The sequence below is a fragment of the Sulfuricella sp. genome (assembly GCF_035531155.1).
Lineage (GTDB): Bacteria > Pseudomonadota > Gammaproteobacteria > Burkholderiales > Sulfuricellaceae > Sulfuricella.
Genome location: NZ_DATKTK010000004.1, coordinates 89094 through 104888, shown reverse-complemented (window position 1 = coordinate 104888; position 15795 = coordinate 89094). Strand labels below are relative to the sequence as shown.

Annotated in this window: 20 protein-coding genes; 5 read left to right on the top strand and 15 right to left on the bottom strand. The window is 57.1% G+C overall.

Features of this window, described 5'->3' with window-relative positions; genetic code table 11:
* Positions 1–97: 97 nt before the first annotated feature.
* The 6 genes from VMV64_RS01630 to VMV64_RS01605 all read right to left on the bottom strand — a co-directional run bounded on the left by VMV64_RS01630 (position 98) and on the right by VMV64_RS01605 (position 3737).
* A complete protein-coding gene (locus VMV64_RS01630) occupies positions 98–367 on the bottom strand; it encodes a hypothetical protein (RefSeq protein WP_325328201.1) in 270 nt (89 codons plus the stop codon).
* A 25-nt stretch (positions 368–392) separates the two neighbouring features.
* Positions 393–1505 carry a methyl-accepting chemotaxis protein gene (locus VMV64_RS01625; protein WP_325328200.1) on the bottom strand — a complete coding sequence of 371 codons (1113 nt, stop codon included), beginning with the start codon at positions 1503–1505 and terminating at the stop codon, positions 393–395.
* 83 nt (positions 1506–1588) lie between these two features.
* Entirely contained in the window at positions 1589–2677 is a 1089-nt protein-coding gene (locus VMV64_RS01620; protein ID WP_325328199.1) for a hypothetical protein, read from the bottom strand.
* Between the two features lie 13 nt (positions 2678–2690).
* The gene (locus VMV64_RS01615; RefSeq protein WP_325328198.1) at positions 2691–2945 is read right to left on the bottom strand and encodes a DUF2249 domain-containing protein; all 255 of its coding nucleotides are present in this window, start codon (positions 2943–2945) and stop codon (positions 2691–2693) included.
* A gap of 28 nt (positions 2946–2973) precedes the next feature.
* Entirely contained in the window at positions 2974–3276 is a 303-nt protein-coding gene (locus VMV64_RS01610; RefSeq protein WP_325328197.1) for a metal-sulfur cluster assembly factor, read from the bottom strand.
* 107 nt (positions 3277–3383) lie between these two features.
* Positions 3384–3737 carry a hypothetical protein gene (locus VMV64_RS01605; protein WP_325328196.1) on the bottom strand — a complete coding sequence of 118 codons (354 nt, stop codon included), beginning with the start codon at positions 3735–3737 and terminating at the stop codon, positions 3384–3386.
* Positions 3738–3906: 169 nt separating this feature from the next.
* Here VMV64_RS01605 and VMV64_RS01600 point away from each other — a divergent pair, with 169 nt between their 5' ends.
* A complete protein-coding gene (locus VMV64_RS01600) occupies positions 3907–5301 on the top strand; it encodes a sigma-54 interaction domain-containing protein (RefSeq protein WP_325328195.1) in 1395 nt (464 codons plus the stop codon).
* Between the two features lie 12 nt (positions 5302–5313).
* On the opposite strand, the gene VMV64_RS01595 is transcribed toward VMV64_RS01600, so the two are convergent.
* From VMV64_RS01595 to VMV64_RS01560, 8 genes are all read right to left on the bottom strand, one after another.
* Complete coding sequence (locus VMV64_RS01595) at positions 5314–5730, bottom strand: hemerythrin domain-containing protein (RefSeq protein ID WP_325328194.1); 417 nt, start codon at positions 5728–5730, stop codon at positions 5314–5316.
* Positions 5731–5754: 24 nt separating this feature from the next.
* Positions 5755–6762 carry a 4Fe-4S binding protein gene (locus tag VMV64_RS01590; protein WP_325328193.1) on the bottom strand — a complete coding sequence of 336 codons (1008 nt, stop codon included), beginning with the start codon at positions 6760–6762 and terminating at the stop codon, positions 5755–5757.
* Positions 6755–7153 (bottom strand): hypothetical protein, encoded by a 399-nt coding sequence (locus tag VMV64_RS01585; RefSeq protein ID WP_325328192.1) that lies wholly within the window; start codon positions 7151–7153, stop codon positions 6755–6757. Before VMV64_RS01585 ends, VMV64_RS01590 begins: the two co-directional genes overlap by 8 nt.
* Positions 7134–7916: a CbbQ/NirQ/NorQ/GpvN family protein gene (locus VMV64_RS01580; protein ID WP_325328191.1), complete on the bottom strand. Its 783-nt coding sequence runs from the start codon at positions 7914–7916 to the stop codon at positions 7134–7136. The genes VMV64_RS01585 and VMV64_RS01580 overlap by 20 nt, the downstream gene beginning before the upstream one ends.
* A 43-nt stretch (positions 7917–7959) precedes the next feature.
* Positions 7960–8247: a cytochrome C oxidase subunit IV family protein gene (locus VMV64_RS01575; RefSeq protein WP_325328190.1), complete on the bottom strand. Its 288-nt coding sequence runs from the start codon at positions 8245–8247 to the stop codon at positions 7960–7962.
* Positions 8248–8254: 7 nt separating this feature from the next.
* On the bottom strand, positions 8255–8845 hold the full coding sequence (locus VMV64_RS01570; protein WP_325328189.1) for a cytochrome c oxidase subunit 3 family protein: 591 nt from the start codon (positions 8843–8845) through the stop codon (positions 8255–8257).
* A 222-nt stretch (positions 8846–9067) separates the two neighbouring features.
* Positions 9068–10444, bottom strand: coding sequence for a cbb3-type cytochrome c oxidase subunit I (locus VMV64_RS01565; RefSeq protein WP_325328188.1), 1377 nt, complete (start codon positions 10442–10444; stop codon positions 9068–9070).
* A gap of 41 nt (positions 10445–10485) precedes the next feature.
* Positions 10486–10920, bottom strand: a complete 435-nt coding sequence (locus VMV64_RS01560; RefSeq protein WP_325328187.1) for a cytochrome c — start codon at positions 10918–10920, stop codon at positions 10486–10488.
* 425 nt (positions 10921–11345) lie between these two features.
* Between VMV64_RS01560 and VMV64_RS01555 the strand changes: the two genes are divergently transcribed.
* Genes VMV64_RS01555 through VMV64_RS01540 form a run of 4 tightly spaced genes read left to right on the top strand, consistent with a single transcriptional unit; the run spans position 11346 to position 14282 of the window.
* Positions 11346–11786 (top strand): hemerythrin domain-containing protein, encoded by a 441-nt coding sequence (locus VMV64_RS01555; protein ID WP_325328186.1) that lies wholly within the window; start codon positions 11346–11348, stop codon positions 11784–11786.
* A gap of 14 nt (positions 11787–11800) precedes the next feature.
* The gene (locus tag VMV64_RS01550) at positions 11801–12058 is read left to right on the top strand and encodes a DUF2249 domain-containing protein (RefSeq protein ID WP_325328185.1); all 258 of its coding nucleotides are present in this window, start codon (positions 11801–11803) and stop codon (positions 12056–12058) included.
* Complete coding sequence (locus VMV64_RS01545) at positions 12055–13371, top strand: hypothetical protein (protein WP_325328184.1); 1317 nt, start codon at positions 12055–12057, stop codon at positions 13369–13371. The genes VMV64_RS01550 and VMV64_RS01545 overlap by 4 nt, the downstream gene beginning before the upstream one ends.
* Positions 13372–13379: 8 nt before the next feature.
* A complete protein-coding gene (locus tag VMV64_RS01540; protein WP_325328183.1) occupies positions 13380–14282 on the top strand; it encodes a TauD/TfdA family dioxygenase in 903 nt (300 codons plus the stop codon).
* A gap of 505 nt (positions 14283–14787) precedes the next feature.
* Here VMV64_RS01540 and VMV64_RS01535 read toward each other — a convergent pair.
* Positions 14788–15348: a PEP-CTERM sorting domain-containing protein gene (locus VMV64_RS01535; RefSeq protein ID WP_325328182.1), complete on the bottom strand. Its 561-nt coding sequence runs from the start codon at positions 15346–15348 to the stop codon at positions 14788–14790.
* Between the last annotated feature and the right edge of the window lie 447 nt (positions 15349–15795).

The window sequence follows — 15795 nt, the reverse complement described above, 5'->3', positions numbered from 1 at the left end:
TAAAGACTCTTCAGCGCTGCCCGGAGACGGGTGAGCATTTCTGCTTCCATCGGTCAGCCGAAATGATCGCACCGAGCGCCAACTGGGTGGCCCTAATTCACTGCTTTTTTCGAGGCGCCGGCCTGCCGTATGGGTCGTCCCACTCCCCCGAGCCTGCAATATCGACTTGCTCTCTATTCATTTGCCGTATGCGTTTTTTCTCCGGGCTTTCCTCGGCATAAATCCGTTCCAGGCTTTCGCGGATTTGGTGTAATAAATCGCCTTGGTCCTCATTGGTCATGGTCAGCTCCATTATCGGTTGAAGGGGAAAGCTGGCATTCATCTCGGCGGCATTGATGCCCGTTTCCCGAGCCACGGTTTCGGCCATGTCGATTGAATTTCGCATAAATAATCTACGCGGCCTTCTTGAGTTCGCCGCTGCCCTGCAGCATCTGCCCCATGCCCGCCATCACGGTCAGGTTGGCTTTTTCCATTGCGGCCAAGGCGTCGAGGGCGCCGGCATAGTCGCCGGCGTAATAAAGCTCGACCGCTTTCTTGGCGTTGATGTGCACCGCCTTGTGCGGCTCTTCCATTTTCCGGTAGCTGGGCAGCCTGGAAAAATAGGCTTTCCCCTCACCGTCGTAATACCATTGGCCGAGGCGGCAGGCAGTGTAGTCCGGCAGGTCGTCCGACTTGATCTGGGACTCGCCCATGAACACCTTGTAAACCTCCAGCTTGAGGGACAGCTCCTCGATGTTGGCCAGTTCGACGTTGGCCAGCAGGGCAGCGTTGGCAATGGCATATTCCATCTGGTGCGATAGAGCAAGCAGCCGCTTCATGCCCTGCACTGCCGATTCGCTTTCGCTGCTGTAGAGACTGGCGTCTTCCGCGCCCACTTCCATGGTGGCCTTGGCCTGCTGGGTCTCGCCCTGAATCGAGGTGACCAGGATGGCGATCTCGGTGGTTGCCTTGGCTGTGCGCTCGGCGAGCTTCCTCACCTCGTCCGCCACTACCGCGAAGCCGCGCCCCTGTTCGCCCGCCCGCGCTGCTTCGATGGCCGCATTGAGGGCAAGCAGGTTGGTCTGGTCGGCGATTTCCTTGATCAACTGGACGATGCCGCCGATCTGGCCGGCACGCTGGTTGAGGCTGTCGACACTGGCGGCGATGTCGCGGATCTTGCCGAACATGACCTTGAGATTGTCGGCGATTTTCTCGAATGCCAGGCGGTTGCTGTCTGACTCTGCGGCTGCCGCCACCGCTGATCCCTTTTCCTGGTTGAGTGTGCCGGCGAGGCCGAAGAAGGATTGGCGGATATCGTCCAGAGACTTGCCGAAGTTTGACAGGCTGGCGAACATCCCCTGATAGAGGGTCTGCTTGCTGCGCAACCGTGCCGCTTCGGATTCAAGCATTGCCGTACGGCTTTCGGCCTGCTTCAGGCCGCTTTGAAGTTCGGATTTTTCTACCCGCAAGCTGGCATTTTCCGCCTGCAGCTGTGCCAGCTTTTTTTTCAGTGTAGTGCAAAACATTTCATTCTCCTTGACCTTTATCTGTCAGTTTCATCCCGTTCCAGCCGGAATGAGCAAAGCGGATGGCGTGGGCAGGTGTGGTATTACAGGTTCCCTTTCCTGATGCCGAAGCCGCGGATCACGCTGCTGGCAGTACTCAAAATGAACAGCGCCAGCGCCGCTGCGTTCAACAATCCGCCGAGGCTGCGCAGATCGGGCAGCGCCAGCCCATCGCCGGCGAGACGCACCAGTAGCGACGCATGCAGCGCCAGCAGCGGCAGGTAGAATGTCCAGTGATAAGGCATCTTGACCCGCACCACGGCAGGGAATATCACCGGCGCGTGGCCGAATACCATCGAGAACACGAAGCCGACCAGGATGGCATGCAGCACCGCATCGTAAGCCGCTCCGGTCAGGCTGCCGGCAGCGAGCAGCGTAATGCTGCCGACGGCAAGCCAGGCGTAGCCGGAGAGCAGGCAGACGGCAATGAAGCGGGTCAAACCATGCTCTTTTACCGTGCGCCGTGCGATGTCCTGGCGTAGCAGCCACAAAGCCAGTCCGAGCAGCCCGGCACCATACAGGACGATGCCGGCGCCGGTTCCGCTGAAGAAACTGCCCGCCAAAAGTGTTGCTAGGATGGCCGCAAAGACGCGTTTGGCAACGGGCGATGGGGGCAGGAAGCGGGATAGTTCCAGCCGTTCGCCGGCGATGGTCAGTATCAGGAAGTTGACCCACAGCGTCACCACCTCCGGCACCGGGGTGCCTGCCAGCCACATCAGGTTGCCTGCTAGCCAGCTCAATGCACCCAGCACCATGGTGACCATGAATAGTTCATGCTGGCGCAGCATGATCAGGAAAGTCCCGGCGAGTAGCACTGCGCTGCCCAGCGCGATGGCCGTCGCGCCGATGGAAGAGGGAAAGCCGAGCAGGATGGCAGCACCGCCCAGCCCGGTCAGAAGTGGCCCGGCATAGGCCCAGCGGCGTCCCATGGCAACGGCTCGCTCCAGCCCGATGACGGTGCCGAGAAAGCCTGACACCATCAGCGGCCCGTGCAACAAGGCCAGTTGTGCCGAGGGAAGCGGTACGCTCCAGCCCAACCGCGCGAGGCCGGCCAACACCCCCGATGTCAGGGAGGCGAATCCCAGAATCAGGAGTGGCAGCCGGAACGGAACGCCCAGGTCGCCGGGTCGCATGGCTTTTCTCAGATCAAGAACAGCAGGCCGCGACGCGGCCGATACGCACTTTCCATACATCGGGGCCTTCTTCCAGATACTCCCAGCTGAACTCGCCGCCATGCTCGGCCTGGAACTGGTAATAGAGCGGTTTGGGATCGTGGTCGTTGACCAGGAGCAGGGCTTCATCCTGAGCCAGATTGGAGAAGGTGCCGAAAATCAGCGGATGGCGGTCGCGCGGGGCAATGGTGCGGACGTCGACGGTGGTGTTGGTGGTTGCAGTCGTCATGATGAATCTCCTGTGGTTTGAGGTGGGTTTAACTCCAGCCTAAATGTTTGCGTGCGTGCTCGCTCATCTTGTCCGGGCTCCACGGGGGATCCCATACCAGGTTGATGTCGATTTCGACATCGGTTGGCGCCAGCGCTGCCAGCGCTTCATGGACATCATCGAGTATCATCTCCCCCATCGGGCAAGCCGGCGTGGTCATGGTCAGATCGACATGCAGCCTGTTATCCGAAATTTCCACGCCGTACACCAGGCCCAGATCGACGATATTCATCCCGATTTCCGGGTCGATAACGCCACGCAGAACAGTTCGAACTTCTTTCTCGGTGAGCATGATCGTTTCCATTTACATAACTAAACTGGCTTTGAGTCAAAGTAACAGCCACCCATCCCCGGGGGAAGGAGGGATGGATGGCTTAACTCGATGCTTCCGAAGCAGGATTAATTAATGTGAGCCGAGCAACCCGGGGTGTTGAAGCTCCAGTCGGAGCAGGCCAGTTGCTGCTTGTTGGCTTGGGCGGCTACGCTGGCGGGAGCCGAGTTCGTTCTCTCAATGTTAGCCGAACAACCCGGGGTGTTAAAGCTCCAGTCAGAGCAGGAGGCCAGTTGCTGCTTGTTGCCCTGAGCCGTTGCGCTGGCGGGCGCCTGGCTTGTTTTTTCGATATGCGCCGAGCAGCCCGATGTATTGAAGCTCCAGTCAGAGCAGGATAAGCCATCGCTATAGGCGGACTTCGCTGATAGGGCGGCAAGGCCGACAAATGCCACGGTTAAGGTCCATGCAAATTTGCTTTTCATGATGATTTCCTTTCGTTGGTTTTAAAAAAATCGTGTTTACCTGGTGTATCGTAAACCGCAGTTACCTATTAGCTAAAACCGTGCCAGAATCTCATCATGCTGTTTTTGTAGGTTATTATAGTTTTCCGCCAAGAATAAAACTTGCAATAGTTCACAGTAAACATATAGAGTGACGTTTATTGTGAACGTACAGGTGTTAACTATGATGACGATTCCCATGCTGAAGCTGTTTCTGGATAGCCTGGAAGAAGGGGTGCTGTTTCTGGACAAGAACCGGAAGGTGGTGGCGGTTAACCGGGCCGCAACGCAGATGATCGGGCACGAAGATGAGAACCTGGTTAATCTGCTATGCCCCAGCATTTTTAAGGGGACAGAGTGCGCACAGGCTTGCGAAAAACGGGGGAGCTGCGCGCTGACTCCCGACTGGAATGCAAGCGATATTATTCAGAATATCGTGCTGCAGCGGCCGGACGATACTTCTGTATTTCTGCGAATGTGGGCCATATTGCTCCCGCCGGCGGAGAGTCTGCCGTTGTATTGCGCGATCATTTTGCGCGACCGCTCGCACGAGGTGGAACTGGAGCAGGAAGTGACAGAACGCATGCAACTCGGCAGCATGGTCGGCCATAGCCCCGCGATGCAGAAACTGTATTCGCAAATTCTGCGGTCAGCCCCGAGCGATGCCAGCGTGCTGCTGACGGGCGAGAGCGGAACTGGAAAGGAATTGGTCGCCAAGGCGCTGCATGACAATTCGGATCGTTGCAAAGGGCCTTATGTTCCTGTGCACTGTGCCTCGCTACCAGAAAACCTCCTTGAATCAGAACTGTTCGGCTATTCCAAGGGCGCTTTTACTGGCGCGACATTGGCAAAAATTGGTCGTTTCGAAGCCGCAGAGGGGGGGACCTTGCTACTGGACGAAATCGGCGAAATTCCGCTGGGCACTCAAGTGAAATTGTTACGTGTACTGCAGGAGCGGGAGGTGGTGAGGTTGGGCGAAAATCACGCCCGTCCGGTCGATGTTCGCGTCATCGCGGCTACGCACCGGAATCTGACCGCAATGGTTGAGCGCGGGGAATTTCGCGAAGACCTCTATTACCGATTGCGCGTCCTCCCTTTGCATATCCCGGCGCTGCGTGACCGCAAAGAAGACATTGCCATGCTCGCCAATAAGCTGCTTAATGATCTGGGAAACAGGTACAAGCGGGACAACATGAGGCTTGCCCACGAAACGTTGCTTGCCCTGGAAGCCTACGATTGGCCCGGAAATATCAGGCAGCTGTTCAATGCGCTTGAATATGCGGTAGTGAATGCGGATGGCCCGAACATCCTGCTGCCGCACCTTCCGCCGGAGGTCCAATTGGTATCTCAACCCTCACCGGTCGCAAGATCACCCGAACCAATGCTGGTGCGACCCTATTACCGCCGTCCCCAGCAGACTGAAAACGAAATGGAAGTCATTGCCCGCGTGCTTGCCGAAACGGGAGGAAACAAGGCTGAAGCCGCACGCAGATTGGGCATGTCACGTACTAGTTTATGGAAGCGGCTTAAGCAGAATCACGGCTGAATCACCCCGCTTTCAGTCAGCGCCCAGGGCAGCATTGAGCAGTTCAGTCGGCACCACCTGTTCGGCGATCGGAAACAGTCCCTGCTCCTCGAAGCGGACGTGGTCGGACAGAGTCTTGCCAAATTCGCCCAGACAGGCTGGATCGCGGCTGCACAGCGCATTCGCCATGGCGCGCAGGCAGGCATGGTCATCCAGCGTGCGGCGAACCAGTGCGTCCTGACCGGCATTCCGCAGCAGGGGGAGCAGAGCATCCTCCTCTTGGCGGAAGTGCGGCTCCAAATCGGTTTCGAATTGACGAGCCACCCGTTCACAGGCCGCGTGGATTTTCTCATTGCTGCCGGAACTTGCCGCACGCGTGCATGCCAGTGCCAGGACCAATGCGCCGTGATGTTCGCGGGAGAGAGATTGCAAGGCGGAGTGGCGTTTCATGAGGTCCCCTTCAACGCGAAATCGTTACTTCGCTATTTCACCGCGTAAAGAGGTGATCGTCTTGATTTCCGGCCCAAGGTTTGACCCGAAGCAGTGGGATGGAATGCTTTCGTGATGGCCGAAATCACGCGCAGACTTGTCGAGGGCGCATTCATCTTCCACCCATTTCAACAGCGTGCCCCTGGGGTTGTTGACCTGTACTTGGGAACAGGCATTGGCGCACTGGCCGCACTGGGTGCAGGTGAACATGTGGCGCTTGATCGAGCGGGGTTTGATGCGCATCGGGCAGACGTTGTCGCAGGCGGCGTTGCAGTCGACACAGGATTCCGCGCGCTTGCGGTCGAAGCCGATCACCATCGCCTTGCGGTTGCCCATCCAGGCCAACGACTGGAATAGCCCGACGGCGCAGGCGTAGCGGCAGAACAGGTGGCGCGCGAACATGAACTCGATGAAGAACAGGAAAGAACCGACGCCGATGAAGCGCGCCTGGTTGCCGGTCAATTCGCCGTGCCACAGGTTGCCGTAGATTTCGGCCGGTGGCAGCAGGTAGGTGAGCAGCGCCACTGCCCAGGTGAAGGCGAAGGCCAGCGCCAGCGGCACCACCACCAGCCAGTACAGGGGATTGGCCTTGGTGATGCTGCCGTCGGCATTGCGTTCCGGCAGAGGGTGCTTGTCCCAGAGGCTCTGCTTGCCGATGGCGCGGCGCAGCACGCTGTTAATGGTTTCCACCACCGAAAAATGCGGGCACAGCCAGCCGCAGTAGAGGCGGCCGTATTTCCACGAGATCCAGATGCCGGTGCCGATCACGCCGAGGATCGGCAGGCCGCCGCGCAGGACGATGTTAAGCGCCGCTTCGCCGGCGCTGATTTTTTGGGCAAGAAGGTCATCCAGTCCCAGTGTCCAATTGAAGCCGAGAAAAAAGAAATGTTTGACGTTGAGGTCGAAGCGGAACAGGTCGAATATCGGTGCCATCACGAACAGGATGAAGAATCCGGCCTGGAACCATAATCGTTTTTGCTGAGTGTTACTCACAGGGTCTTCCTACTAGCGGATAAACATACTTCTGCCCCGCCATCGCCTTGGCCAGGCCGAGCACGCCAAGCAGTACCAGGGTGGAATGGCAGGTGGTGAAGTAGATGATTACGATGACCCAGGTTTTCGGCGCTGCATAGCCGCCGAGCAGGATGATGAGCAGGTTGGCGATCACCAGCAGGGCGCCGGCCCAGATGCTGGCGCTGATGGCCTGGCGCAGGTGGCAGAGGGCGAGCGCAGGCGTATTTGCGCTGCGCTTGAAATACAGCCAGAGCAGGACGGCAAAGGCCAGTCCCGGTGCAATCAGCAGGTTGCTCAGATACAGAACTTCCGCCCAGACCGCTTGGGACTGGCCGGGGATTTCCTGTTCGCTATCTGCCGAAACTGGCATGGACGATTTCCATCAATGCGTCGGCGGTTTCTTCGTCGTCAGTCAGGGTTTCCACCATTGCTGCACGGCACGCATCCACCGGGTCGAAGCCACTGCCGATCAGTGTCGCGGCATAGACCAGCAGGCGCGTGCTGGCGGCCTCTTCCAGGTCGTGCTCCTTGAGCGCGCGCAGGGCGTTGGCGAGGTTAACCAGGCGCTTCGCCAGCATCGCGTCGGCGCCAGTCTCGCCGATCAGGATTTCCTGCTCCAGCGCGCTCTCGGGAAAATCGAAGCGCAGGGAAACGAAGCGCTGGCGCGTGCTCGGCTTCATCCCTTTCAAAAAGTTCTGGTAGCCGGGGTTGTACGACACCACCAGCATGAACTCCGGCGGCGCCTGCAAAATTTCACCGGTGCGCTCGATCGGCAGGATGCGCCGATCGTCGGAGAGGGGGTGCAGGACGACTGTCGTGTCCTTGCGTGCCTCTACCACCTCGTCCAGGTAACAAATGCCGCCTTCGCGCACTGCGCGCGACAACGGGCCGTCGCTCCAGTAGGTGAGACCGTCGCCGATCAGATGGCGGCCGACCAGGTCGGCGGCAGTCAGGTCGTCGTGGCAGGCCACGGTGTACAGCGGCCGGTTGAGCTTGGCCGCCATGTGCGCGACAAACCGGGTCTTGCCGCAGCCTGTCGGCCCCTTGATCAGCAGTGGCAACTGGTTGCGATATGCGTGTTCGAACAATTCGATTTCGTTGCTGTGCGGTTTGTAGAACGGTGCGTTGCTCATGATTACACTTTCAATTCGACGAGGGTGGGCGAGTTGGTTGCAGTTAATTAAGTCCGACCAGGTAAGCGATGGCGATGCCGCCGCCGACTATTACCAGCCAGGACGCCATGATGGCGCGCCACAGCAGGCTGGTCTTGCGCAGGCCCATGAAGAAGCCGGCGACCATTTCGCCCTTGATGAAGGTGATGATCAGTACCAGCATCACGATCTGTGTGCCGCCCAGTTCCATCCTGCCGATGCCGTAGGTGACGCTGGTCAGCGCCAGCAGCCCTAGCCAGACGCGGGTGCAGGGACGGATGAACTGGCTGCGTTGGTTTTCGATGTTGTTCATGAGCGCCTTAACGAATGATGTAAACCAGGGGAAACAGGATGATCCACAGAAGGTCTACCATGTGCCAGTAGGAAGCGCCGGTCTCGACGCCGGTGTGGTGCTCTGCGCTGTAGCCTCCGCGCCGCGCCTTCAGCATCACTGCCGCCAGGATCACCATGCCGAGGATGACGTGCATGAAGTGGAAGATGGTGAGCGACAGGTAGAACATGTAGAAGGTATTGGTGCTGAGCGAGATTCCCGCCGAAAATTTGGCCTGGAACTCGAACAATTTGATGACCAGAAACACGCCGCCCAGGCCGATGGCCGCACTCAGCCAGTGGGCGCACTGGCGCGACAGTCCTTCGCGGATGGCGGCAACGGCACGCACCACGAAATAGCTGCTGGTGATCAGGACCACGGTATTGACGGCGCCGGATTCGCGATTGAGGTGTTGTTGCGATTCGTTGAATAGCTCGACATTGTGGGCGCGGGCAAAAGCGTAAGAAAGAAAAAATATGCCGAATGCCAGCAGCTCGGCAAAAATGAACAGCCAGATTGCCAGGTCTCCTGGTGGCGTGCCGGGCATGTGGCTATCCAGGGCATGAGTTTGTGTAGACATTGATGTTTGATTCCGATTCCGAATAAATATGATCGCTGTACGTAGGTACCGCCTTGGTTGCCTGGTTCTGGCGCCTTGTTTTCCTGTTTATTCGGAATTGGAATAACCGGTGTGGCGCAAAACGCGACATTCTAGCGCTTGCCGTCCGGGGATAATAGCCTATTAAAACAGTCTGGTATTTGAAGTTAAAAAAGGGAGGGGCGAACCCCTCCCTTTCAGGCTTTAAGCGACTTCCTTGCTTTTGCCTCCAACAAAGAAACTGATGATGTAGAGAGTCAGGCCGGTCAAGAAGACCAGGCCTGTGAACTCACGCATCCAGTAGAACAGCGAGATCTGCTCCTGCGCCGCCATGAAGCCGAGCGGTGCGGTGGAGACGCGCTGCAGCCACACTTGCAGGATGCCGGCGGCGGTCAGGAACAGGGTGATGAACACGATAGAGATGGTCATCAGCCAGAACGACCACATTTCCAGTACCTGGGACTTTTCGCTGTTGGCGGCACGTCCGCGCATCATCGGCATGGCGTAGGAAATGATGGTCAGCACCACCATTACATACGCGCCGTAGAAAGCTATGTGGCCGTGGGCAGCAGTAATCTGGGTGCCGTGAGTGTAGAAGTTCACTGGAGCCAGGGTGTGCAGGAAGCCCCACACGCCGGCACCCAGGAACGACATCACGCCAGTGCCCAGCGCCCAAAGCGTGGCAGCCTTGTTGGGATGCTCGCGGCGACGACGATTCACCATGTTGAACGCGAACACGGTCATCATGAAGAAGGGGATCGGCTCCAGTGCGGAGAACACCGAACCGAACCACTGCCAGTACTCAGGCGTGCCGATCCAGAAGTAGTGGTGGCCCATGCCGACGATGCCGGTGATCAGGGTCATGGCAATGATCAGATACAGCCACTTCTCGATGATTTCACGGTCGACACCGGTAACCTTGATCAGCACGAAGGCCAGCAGCGCGCCGAGGATCAGTTCCCATACGCCTTCCACCCAGAGGTGCACGGTCCACCACCAGAAGAATTTATCCAGCACCAAATTGGAGGGGTTGTAGAAGGAGAACAGGAAGAACACCGCCAGGCCCCACAAGCCCATCAGCAGTACCAGGCTGATCGAGGTCTTGCGGCCCTTCAGGATGGTCATGGTGATGTTGAAGAGGAAGACCAGTGCCACGACCACGATACCCAGTTTGGTGGGTAGTGGCTGTTCCAGGAACTCGCGTCCCATCGTCGGCCACAGGTCGTTGAAGGTCATCTTTGCCAGAGCGGCGTAAGGTACCAACAGGTAACCGACGATGGTCAGTGCGCCAGCGACCAGGAAAATCCAGAACATGAGCAGCGCCAGCTTGGGACTGAACAACTCTCTTTCCGATTCTTCCGGGATGATGTAGTAGGCCGCACCCATGAAGCCGAACAGCAGCCACACGATCAACAAGTTGGTGTGCACCATGCGGGCGACGTTGAAGGGAATGGCCGGGAACAGAAAGTCTCCCATTACGTATTGCAGGCCCATGATCAGACCGAACAGGATCTGTCCGACAAATAGGCCAATGGCAGCGATAAAGTAGGGCTTCGCTACCGCCTGAGATTGATATTGCATAGTTTTCCTCCTAAACCTTTAAGAAATCAGGGTGGCCGAAATTAACCTTCGATGTTCGGTGGCCATTTGGCGGTGTTGATTTCGCCGGTCCATTTCAGGAATGCGACCATGTCATCCAGTTCCTGATCGGTCAGGTTGAATTGTGGCATCTGGCGACGGTTGCCTGGTGTGCCTTCGGCGGGGCGGCTCTTGATCCACGCCTTGATGAATTCACCGCCACCACGTCGTGCGTAGACATTGCCAAGCTCGGGTGCGTAGTAGGCGCCTTCACCGAGCAGCGTGTGGCAACCGATACAGTTGTTCTTTTCCCATACCATCTTGCCGCGTTCCACTGCGGGAGTGAGATTTTCCCGGTGGTCGCGTTTCGGCAGGACCTGCATGGTGTCGAAAGTCAGGGCGACGAGGAGCAGGAAAAAGAATGTTGTTCCCCCGAAGAAAATGTTTCGCGCCATTGACTTGGTAAATGCTTGGCTCATGTTTACCTCCTAAAGTTAATACAAGAAAGCTTCTTTTCGCTTCTTAATTTATTTAATCATTTAATCATGTATTGCGCATACATTTTTTGCATGGCCCCTTTTTAAATGGTCCCCCTTTAAATAGCCTGGTAGTTGGTTTGGTCTATTATCCTGCTTGAAACGAAGACGGCTCTGCTATCCTTTACGGCGCAGACTGCAATTTAGTGGATAGGGAAGAAACCAACCTTGATCTAGGTCAAGGATTCCGAGAAGCGCTTAAACAAGAATGAGAGCGCCTACTGTCGCGGGTTTTCACCCTGATTGAAGTGGGGTTTTATTCAATTCAATGGCGGGCATGAGTTTGCATGTGATCGTATGATCATCAGTTGTCTCCGGCCTGATATAATTTCATTTTTGTAACATTAAATTTGGCTCACAGGATTATCATGGACACCATCAGTAGTTATATGACCAGCGACCACCATCGCTGCGACGAATTATTCTCGCAGGCGGAAGCTGCCGCTTCCGGCCAGGATTGGGGCACGATCGCTGCCGATTTGCAGGCCTTTCTCGATTCCATGCACCATCATTTCAAGATGGAGGAAGAAGTATTGTTTCCCGCTTTCGAGGAGTGCACCGGCATGAGCATGGGGCCGACCCAGGTGATGCGGATGGAGCACGTCCAGATGCGCGAATTGTTCGATGAAATGGCCGATGCAGTGAAGCAACAGGACCGGGACGAATTCTTGGGTCAGGCTGAGACGCTGCTGGTGATGATGCAGCAGCACAACATGAAGGAAGAGCAGATGCTCTATCTCATGGCCGACCGGGCACTGGCAGGTGAAATGGAAGAAGTGCTGCAACAGATGCGTGCTGTAGGCGCGTAGCGGGCGAAACGGTGATGAGTCAGGAGCGCGTATTGGATGTTCGCGGACTGGAGCCGCCCGAGCCGCTGGAAAGGGTGCTGGATGCTATCGCCACGCTGCAACCGGGCGAACGTGTGCGCATGATCCATCATCGCGAGCCATGCTTGCTGTACCCACTGCTGTCGAAACGGGGTTTTAACCATCTGGCCGAAGCCAAATCGGAAGATCATCACGAGATTCTGATCTGGCGCAGGGGGGATGCGGCGGCTGCGCCATACGGCCTGCAAGAATGAGCTTGCCGGCCGGTCTCTCCTTCAGTCAGGCGCCGCCGATCCGGGTGCCGTTCCGTTTTTTTCTGAGCGCCCCGCTTTTCGGCCTGTTGGCCGCCCTGCTTGCACTGTGGTACGGCCCTTCCCTGATGGACAGCCGCTGGCAGCCGTCGGTGCTGGCGCTGACGCATTTGATGACGCTCGGTTTTCTTGGCATGGCGATGGTTGGCGCCATGATGCAGATGCTGCCGGTAGTGGCCGGTTCGCCGGTTGCCCATCCGGTGGGCGTGGCTCGCGCCGTCCATGTTTTGCTGCTGCCGGGCGTGCTTCTACTGGCGGGCGGTTTTCTCTCCGGCATGTATTGGCCGATGCGTCTCGCAATGTTACTGCTGGGTAGCGGCCTTGCGGTGTTTGTCGCCGCCGTGGGCCTAAGCCTGAAACGGGCGTCTTCAAACAACCCGACTGTGGTTGGGATGCGCTTTGCAGTCGGCGCACTGGTGGTCACCGCAGCCATCGGGCTGACTCTGGCCAGCAATTATGGCTGGGATTGGTGGCTGATCGAGCGGGTGCGACTGACCAATCTTCACTTGACCTGGGGCCTGCTGGGGTGGGTCGGGTTGCTGGTGGCAGGCGTTTCCTTCCAGGTGGTGCCGATGTTCCAGCTCACTCCTTCCTACCCCAAGCCGCTGACGCGTTGGCTGACGACGGCGCTATTTGCGCTTTTGCTGCTGTGGTCGGCCGTCCAAATGTTGCCTGAGGGAGTACAGGAACCGGCGATGCTGGCGGTGGGCATAGCCGCCGCAATCGGTTTCACGGTGTATGCGGCGGTTACTTTGCGCCTTCAGTTACAGCGACGCCGCAAGCAGTCGGATGTGACGCTGCTGTTCTGGCGTTTCGGCATGGTGTGTCTGCTGCTTGCTTTGGCGCTGGGCATTGCCGGGCAGGTCCTTCCTGTATTGGATAGAGTGCAAGGCGACAACTTCGCGCTGGCATTTCTGTTTATTGCCGGTTTTGCAGTGTCGGTGGTCAACGGTATGTTGTATAAAATCGTGCCGTTCCTGATCTGGTTTCACCTGCAAAGCCTGCTGATGGGTGTAGTCAGGGTGCCGAACATGAAGCTGATCATGCCTGAGCCGGGAATGCGCCGGCAGATGTGGCTGCATTTCGCCGCGGTGCCCATGCTGGTTTTGTCCGCGTTCTGGCCGCCGCTGATTTACCTGGCGGCGTTGCTGTTCGGCACTTCCATGATATTGTTGGAGGTCAATCTGCTGTACGCTTTCCGGATCTATCAACAGAACGCTAAACTGGCGTCAAAGGTTGAGCCGTCGCCAACTTGAGGGGAATCATGCAAAGCCCATTTTTGCTCGAAAACGAAAGCGCCTATCAGGCATGGCGCAGCCGAAAACTTGAAAATTATCCGACCAGTGCGGCGCAACTGATCGTCGAGGTCGGCGATCCGCGCAAACCAACCCAGGCCGAATACGCGGCGATCCTGCAGGCCTGCCGCAAGACCAACATGGCGATCTATGCCGGCAGGACGGGTGCCGATCCGGACAAGGATATTCCGCGGCTATTGGGGCGGCGGCTCGGTCTGGAGCGGCTGGACAGCAACATGCTGGCGGATGAAGACGGGGTGACCTCGCTCAAGGTGGTGGAGAGCGCGCCGCGTCAGGCTTACATTCCTTATACCAACCGCCCGATCAAATGGCATACCGACGGCTACTACAATCGGCCGGAACGGCAGATACGCGGCATGATTTTGCACTGCGTGCAGAGTGCTGCGCAGGGCGGCGAGAATGCCTTGATGGATCATGAAATCGCCTATCTGCTGATGCGCGACGAGAACCCTGATCTGATTCGGGCCCTGATGCAGCCGGATGCCATGACCATTCCGGCTCGGGTCGAGGAAGATGGCGTGGCGCGGCCGGACGAGACCGGCCCGGTGTTTTCAGTACACCCGTCAAGCGGCGATCTGCACATGCGTTACACCGCCCGCATCCGCAGTATCGCGTGGAAGCAGGATGCCGCGACGCTGGCGGCGGTGGCTTTCCTGGGGAAGCTGCTGGACAGCGATTTGCCCTACATTTATCGCGCCCGCCTGGAGCCGGGGATGGGCCTGATCTGCAACAACGTGCTGCATGACCGGGCCGGTTTCAGCGATGATGAGACCCACCGTCGCCTGCTTTACCGCGCGCGCTACTACGACCGGATTGCCGGTACGGGGGTGGGTGAGGTGTACGAGTTATAGAAAGGCAACAGAAACGCAGAGAATGCGGAGGCCGCAGAGTAGAGCAAATCTAAAAGCTGCGCTGGCCTGATTGATTTCCGCGTGCCATTGCATTCTCACGCGGCAAAAAGATTTGCCTCCGCCAATTACTTTTATGGACAAGTTGGACTGGACCGACAGGCTGGTTTCGACCTATTCTCTTTGCAAGGACTTCCCTAGAGACATTCGCATGCTGATAAGCTCAGGCGTCGGAATTTCTTAGGCTGATTTTTACTGGCATCAGCGACGATCTTCCGTTACCAACCCGCTCAAGCCATCCGGGGTAGACTTAAATTATTGCCGGTTCCGAGCGAATAGAAGTCAATCGGTGTCTTTTGAGGGTCGGGTGTGTTCCATTGGTGGAGTGATGAGTTATCTGGATTGCTCTTGGCTTATACCCGGCGCCTTACGCTTTGTGCTGATGTGAGCCACAAAAGCAACAGCGGTGCGCAGATCACCGTTGTTGCTTGCTGACAGTTGATAGCGCTTAACTGGTGCGTTTGCGCCGTGCCAGGCCAAGACCAGCCAGACCAAGGCCAATCAGGGCCATCGAGCCAGGTTCGGGAACTGCTTGAACGGGAACTGGTTGAGCAGGGTCCTGACCCGCCGCAAGCAGTGTTATGGTTGCTGTTTGCGTTTTGGCGTCAGTGCCATTGCTAGCGCCAGTTTGACTAAACGACAGATCGTTCAAGCTGATGCTGAATTGACCGCCTGTCCCGAAATTGACCGTCACCGGGCTCCAATCAAGCAGGTAATCGACCGCAGAAGGGGCACCTGGATCGTTAATTGCGCCGACGGTGGCGGTAGCGGTAGCGGATAGGACTTGACCTGCCGCCAATGGGTTGGTGAAAGTAAAAGTCCAAGTTACACCGAGGTCGTCAGTTTCATTGCCAGTTATTCCACCGTGGGCGTTTGACTCACGGAAGTCGACCGTACCAATGCCGAAAGAGGATGAGTCGTTTATTGCGTTAAGTGAGAAGCTTTGAGCGGAAAATGAATTGGTGAAACGGACATCGAGTAGCGTAGGGCTGTTCTCATTACTATCCACACCATATCCGCTGTCGCAGTGGTAATTGAAAATGGCACAGACACGGCCTGAGCTGCCGGAGCAACTGCGAGGAGGCAGATGCTGGTGACGGCTAGCGCCAGTTTTATTATTATGTTCATTGAAATTCTCCCTGCAACGGTTAAGGGCAAGTAGCCTACAAGCAATCATAGCAAATAGCGTACCATGCGCTGAATTTGTTTATAGGTTATTGAAAAAAGTGTTAATTTTGTTTAACAGCACTTGGTTAGAGATTTTGAATTCCTATAGTGTAAGAATATCCGACACGCGCCCGCGTCCGTTGCGTCGACTCTTCGGGCAAAAAACTCAAGGCCGGGTACTGGCTGTTCACGGAGGCTTGATTCTTCTATGTTTCCAGCGACCCCATTCAGGATTTCCGCGATTGATGGCGCACCAACGTACGCTGTTAGCTGCCTGTCGGTTAGTTGG

What these genes read in the sequence shown, in the direction of transcription:
- VMV64_RS01630 (WP_325328201.1), bottom strand. Translation starts at nt 367, where the DNA reads ATGGCCGAAACCGTGGCTCGGGAAACGGGCATCAATGCCGCCGAGATG.
- VMV64_RS01625 (WP_325328200.1), bottom strand. Translation starts at nt 1,505, where the DNA reads ATGTTTTGCACTACACTGAAAAAAAAGCTGGCACAGCTGCAGGCGGAA.
- VMV64_RS01620 (WP_325328199.1), bottom strand. Translation starts at nt 2,677, where the DNA reads ATGCGACCCGGCGACCTGGGCGTTCCGTTCCGGCTGCCACTCCTGATT.
- VMV64_RS01615 (WP_325328198.1), bottom strand. Translation starts at nt 2,945, where the DNA reads ATGACGACTGCAACCACCAACACCACCGTCGACGTCCGCACCATTGCC.
- VMV64_RS01610 (WP_325328197.1), bottom strand. Translation starts at nt 3,276, where the DNA reads ATGCTCACCGAGAAAGAAGTTCGAACTGTTCTGCGTGGCGTTATCGAC.
- VMV64_RS01605 (WP_325328196.1), bottom strand. Translation starts at nt 3,737, where the DNA reads ATGAAAAGCAAATTTGCATGGACCTTAACCGTGGCATTTGTCGGCCTT.
- VMV64_RS01595 (WP_325328194.1), bottom strand. Translation starts at nt 5,730, where the DNA reads ATGAAACGCCACTCCGCCTTGCAATCTCTCTCCCGCGAACATCACGGC.
- VMV64_RS01585 (WP_325328192.1), bottom strand. Translation starts at nt 7,153, where the DNA reads ATGCCAGTTTCGGCAGATAGCGAACAGGAAATCCCCGGCCAGTCCCAA.
- VMV64_RS01580 (WP_325328191.1), bottom strand. Translation starts at nt 7,916, where the DNA reads ATGAGCAACGCACCGTTCTACAAACCGCACAGCAACGAAATCGAATTG.
- VMV64_RS01575 (WP_325328190.1), bottom strand. Translation starts at nt 8,247, where the DNA reads ATGAACAACATCGAAAACCAACGCAGCCAGTTCATCCGTCCCTGCACC.
- VMV64_RS01570 (WP_325328189.1), bottom strand. Translation starts at nt 8,845, where the DNA reads ATGTCTACACAAACTCATGCCCTGGATAGCCACATGCCCGGCACGCCA.
- VMV64_RS01565 (WP_325328188.1), bottom strand. Translation starts at nt 10,444, where the DNA reads ATGCAATATCAATCTCAGGCGGTAGCGAAGCCCTACTTTATCGCTGCC.
- VMV64_RS01560 (WP_325328187.1), bottom strand. Translation starts at nt 10,920, where the DNA reads ATGAGCCAAGCATTTACCAAGTCAATGGCGCGAAACATTTTCTTCGGG.
- VMV64_RS01555 (WP_325328186.1), top strand. Translation starts at nt 11,346, where the DNA reads ATGGACACCATCAGTAGTTATATGACCAGCGACCACCATCGCTGCGAC.
- VMV64_RS01550 (WP_325328185.1), top strand. Translation starts at nt 11,801, where the DNA reads ATGAGTCAGGAGCGCGTATTGGATGTTCGCGGACTGGAGCCGCCCGAG.
- VMV64_RS01545 (WP_325328184.1), top strand. Translation starts at nt 12,055, where the DNA reads ATGAGCTTGCCGGCCGGTCTCTCCTTCAGTCAGGCGCCGCCGATCCGG.
- VMV64_RS01540 (WP_325328183.1), top strand. Translation starts at nt 13,380, where the DNA reads ATGCAAAGCCCATTTTTGCTCGAAAACGAAAGCGCCTATCAGGCATGG.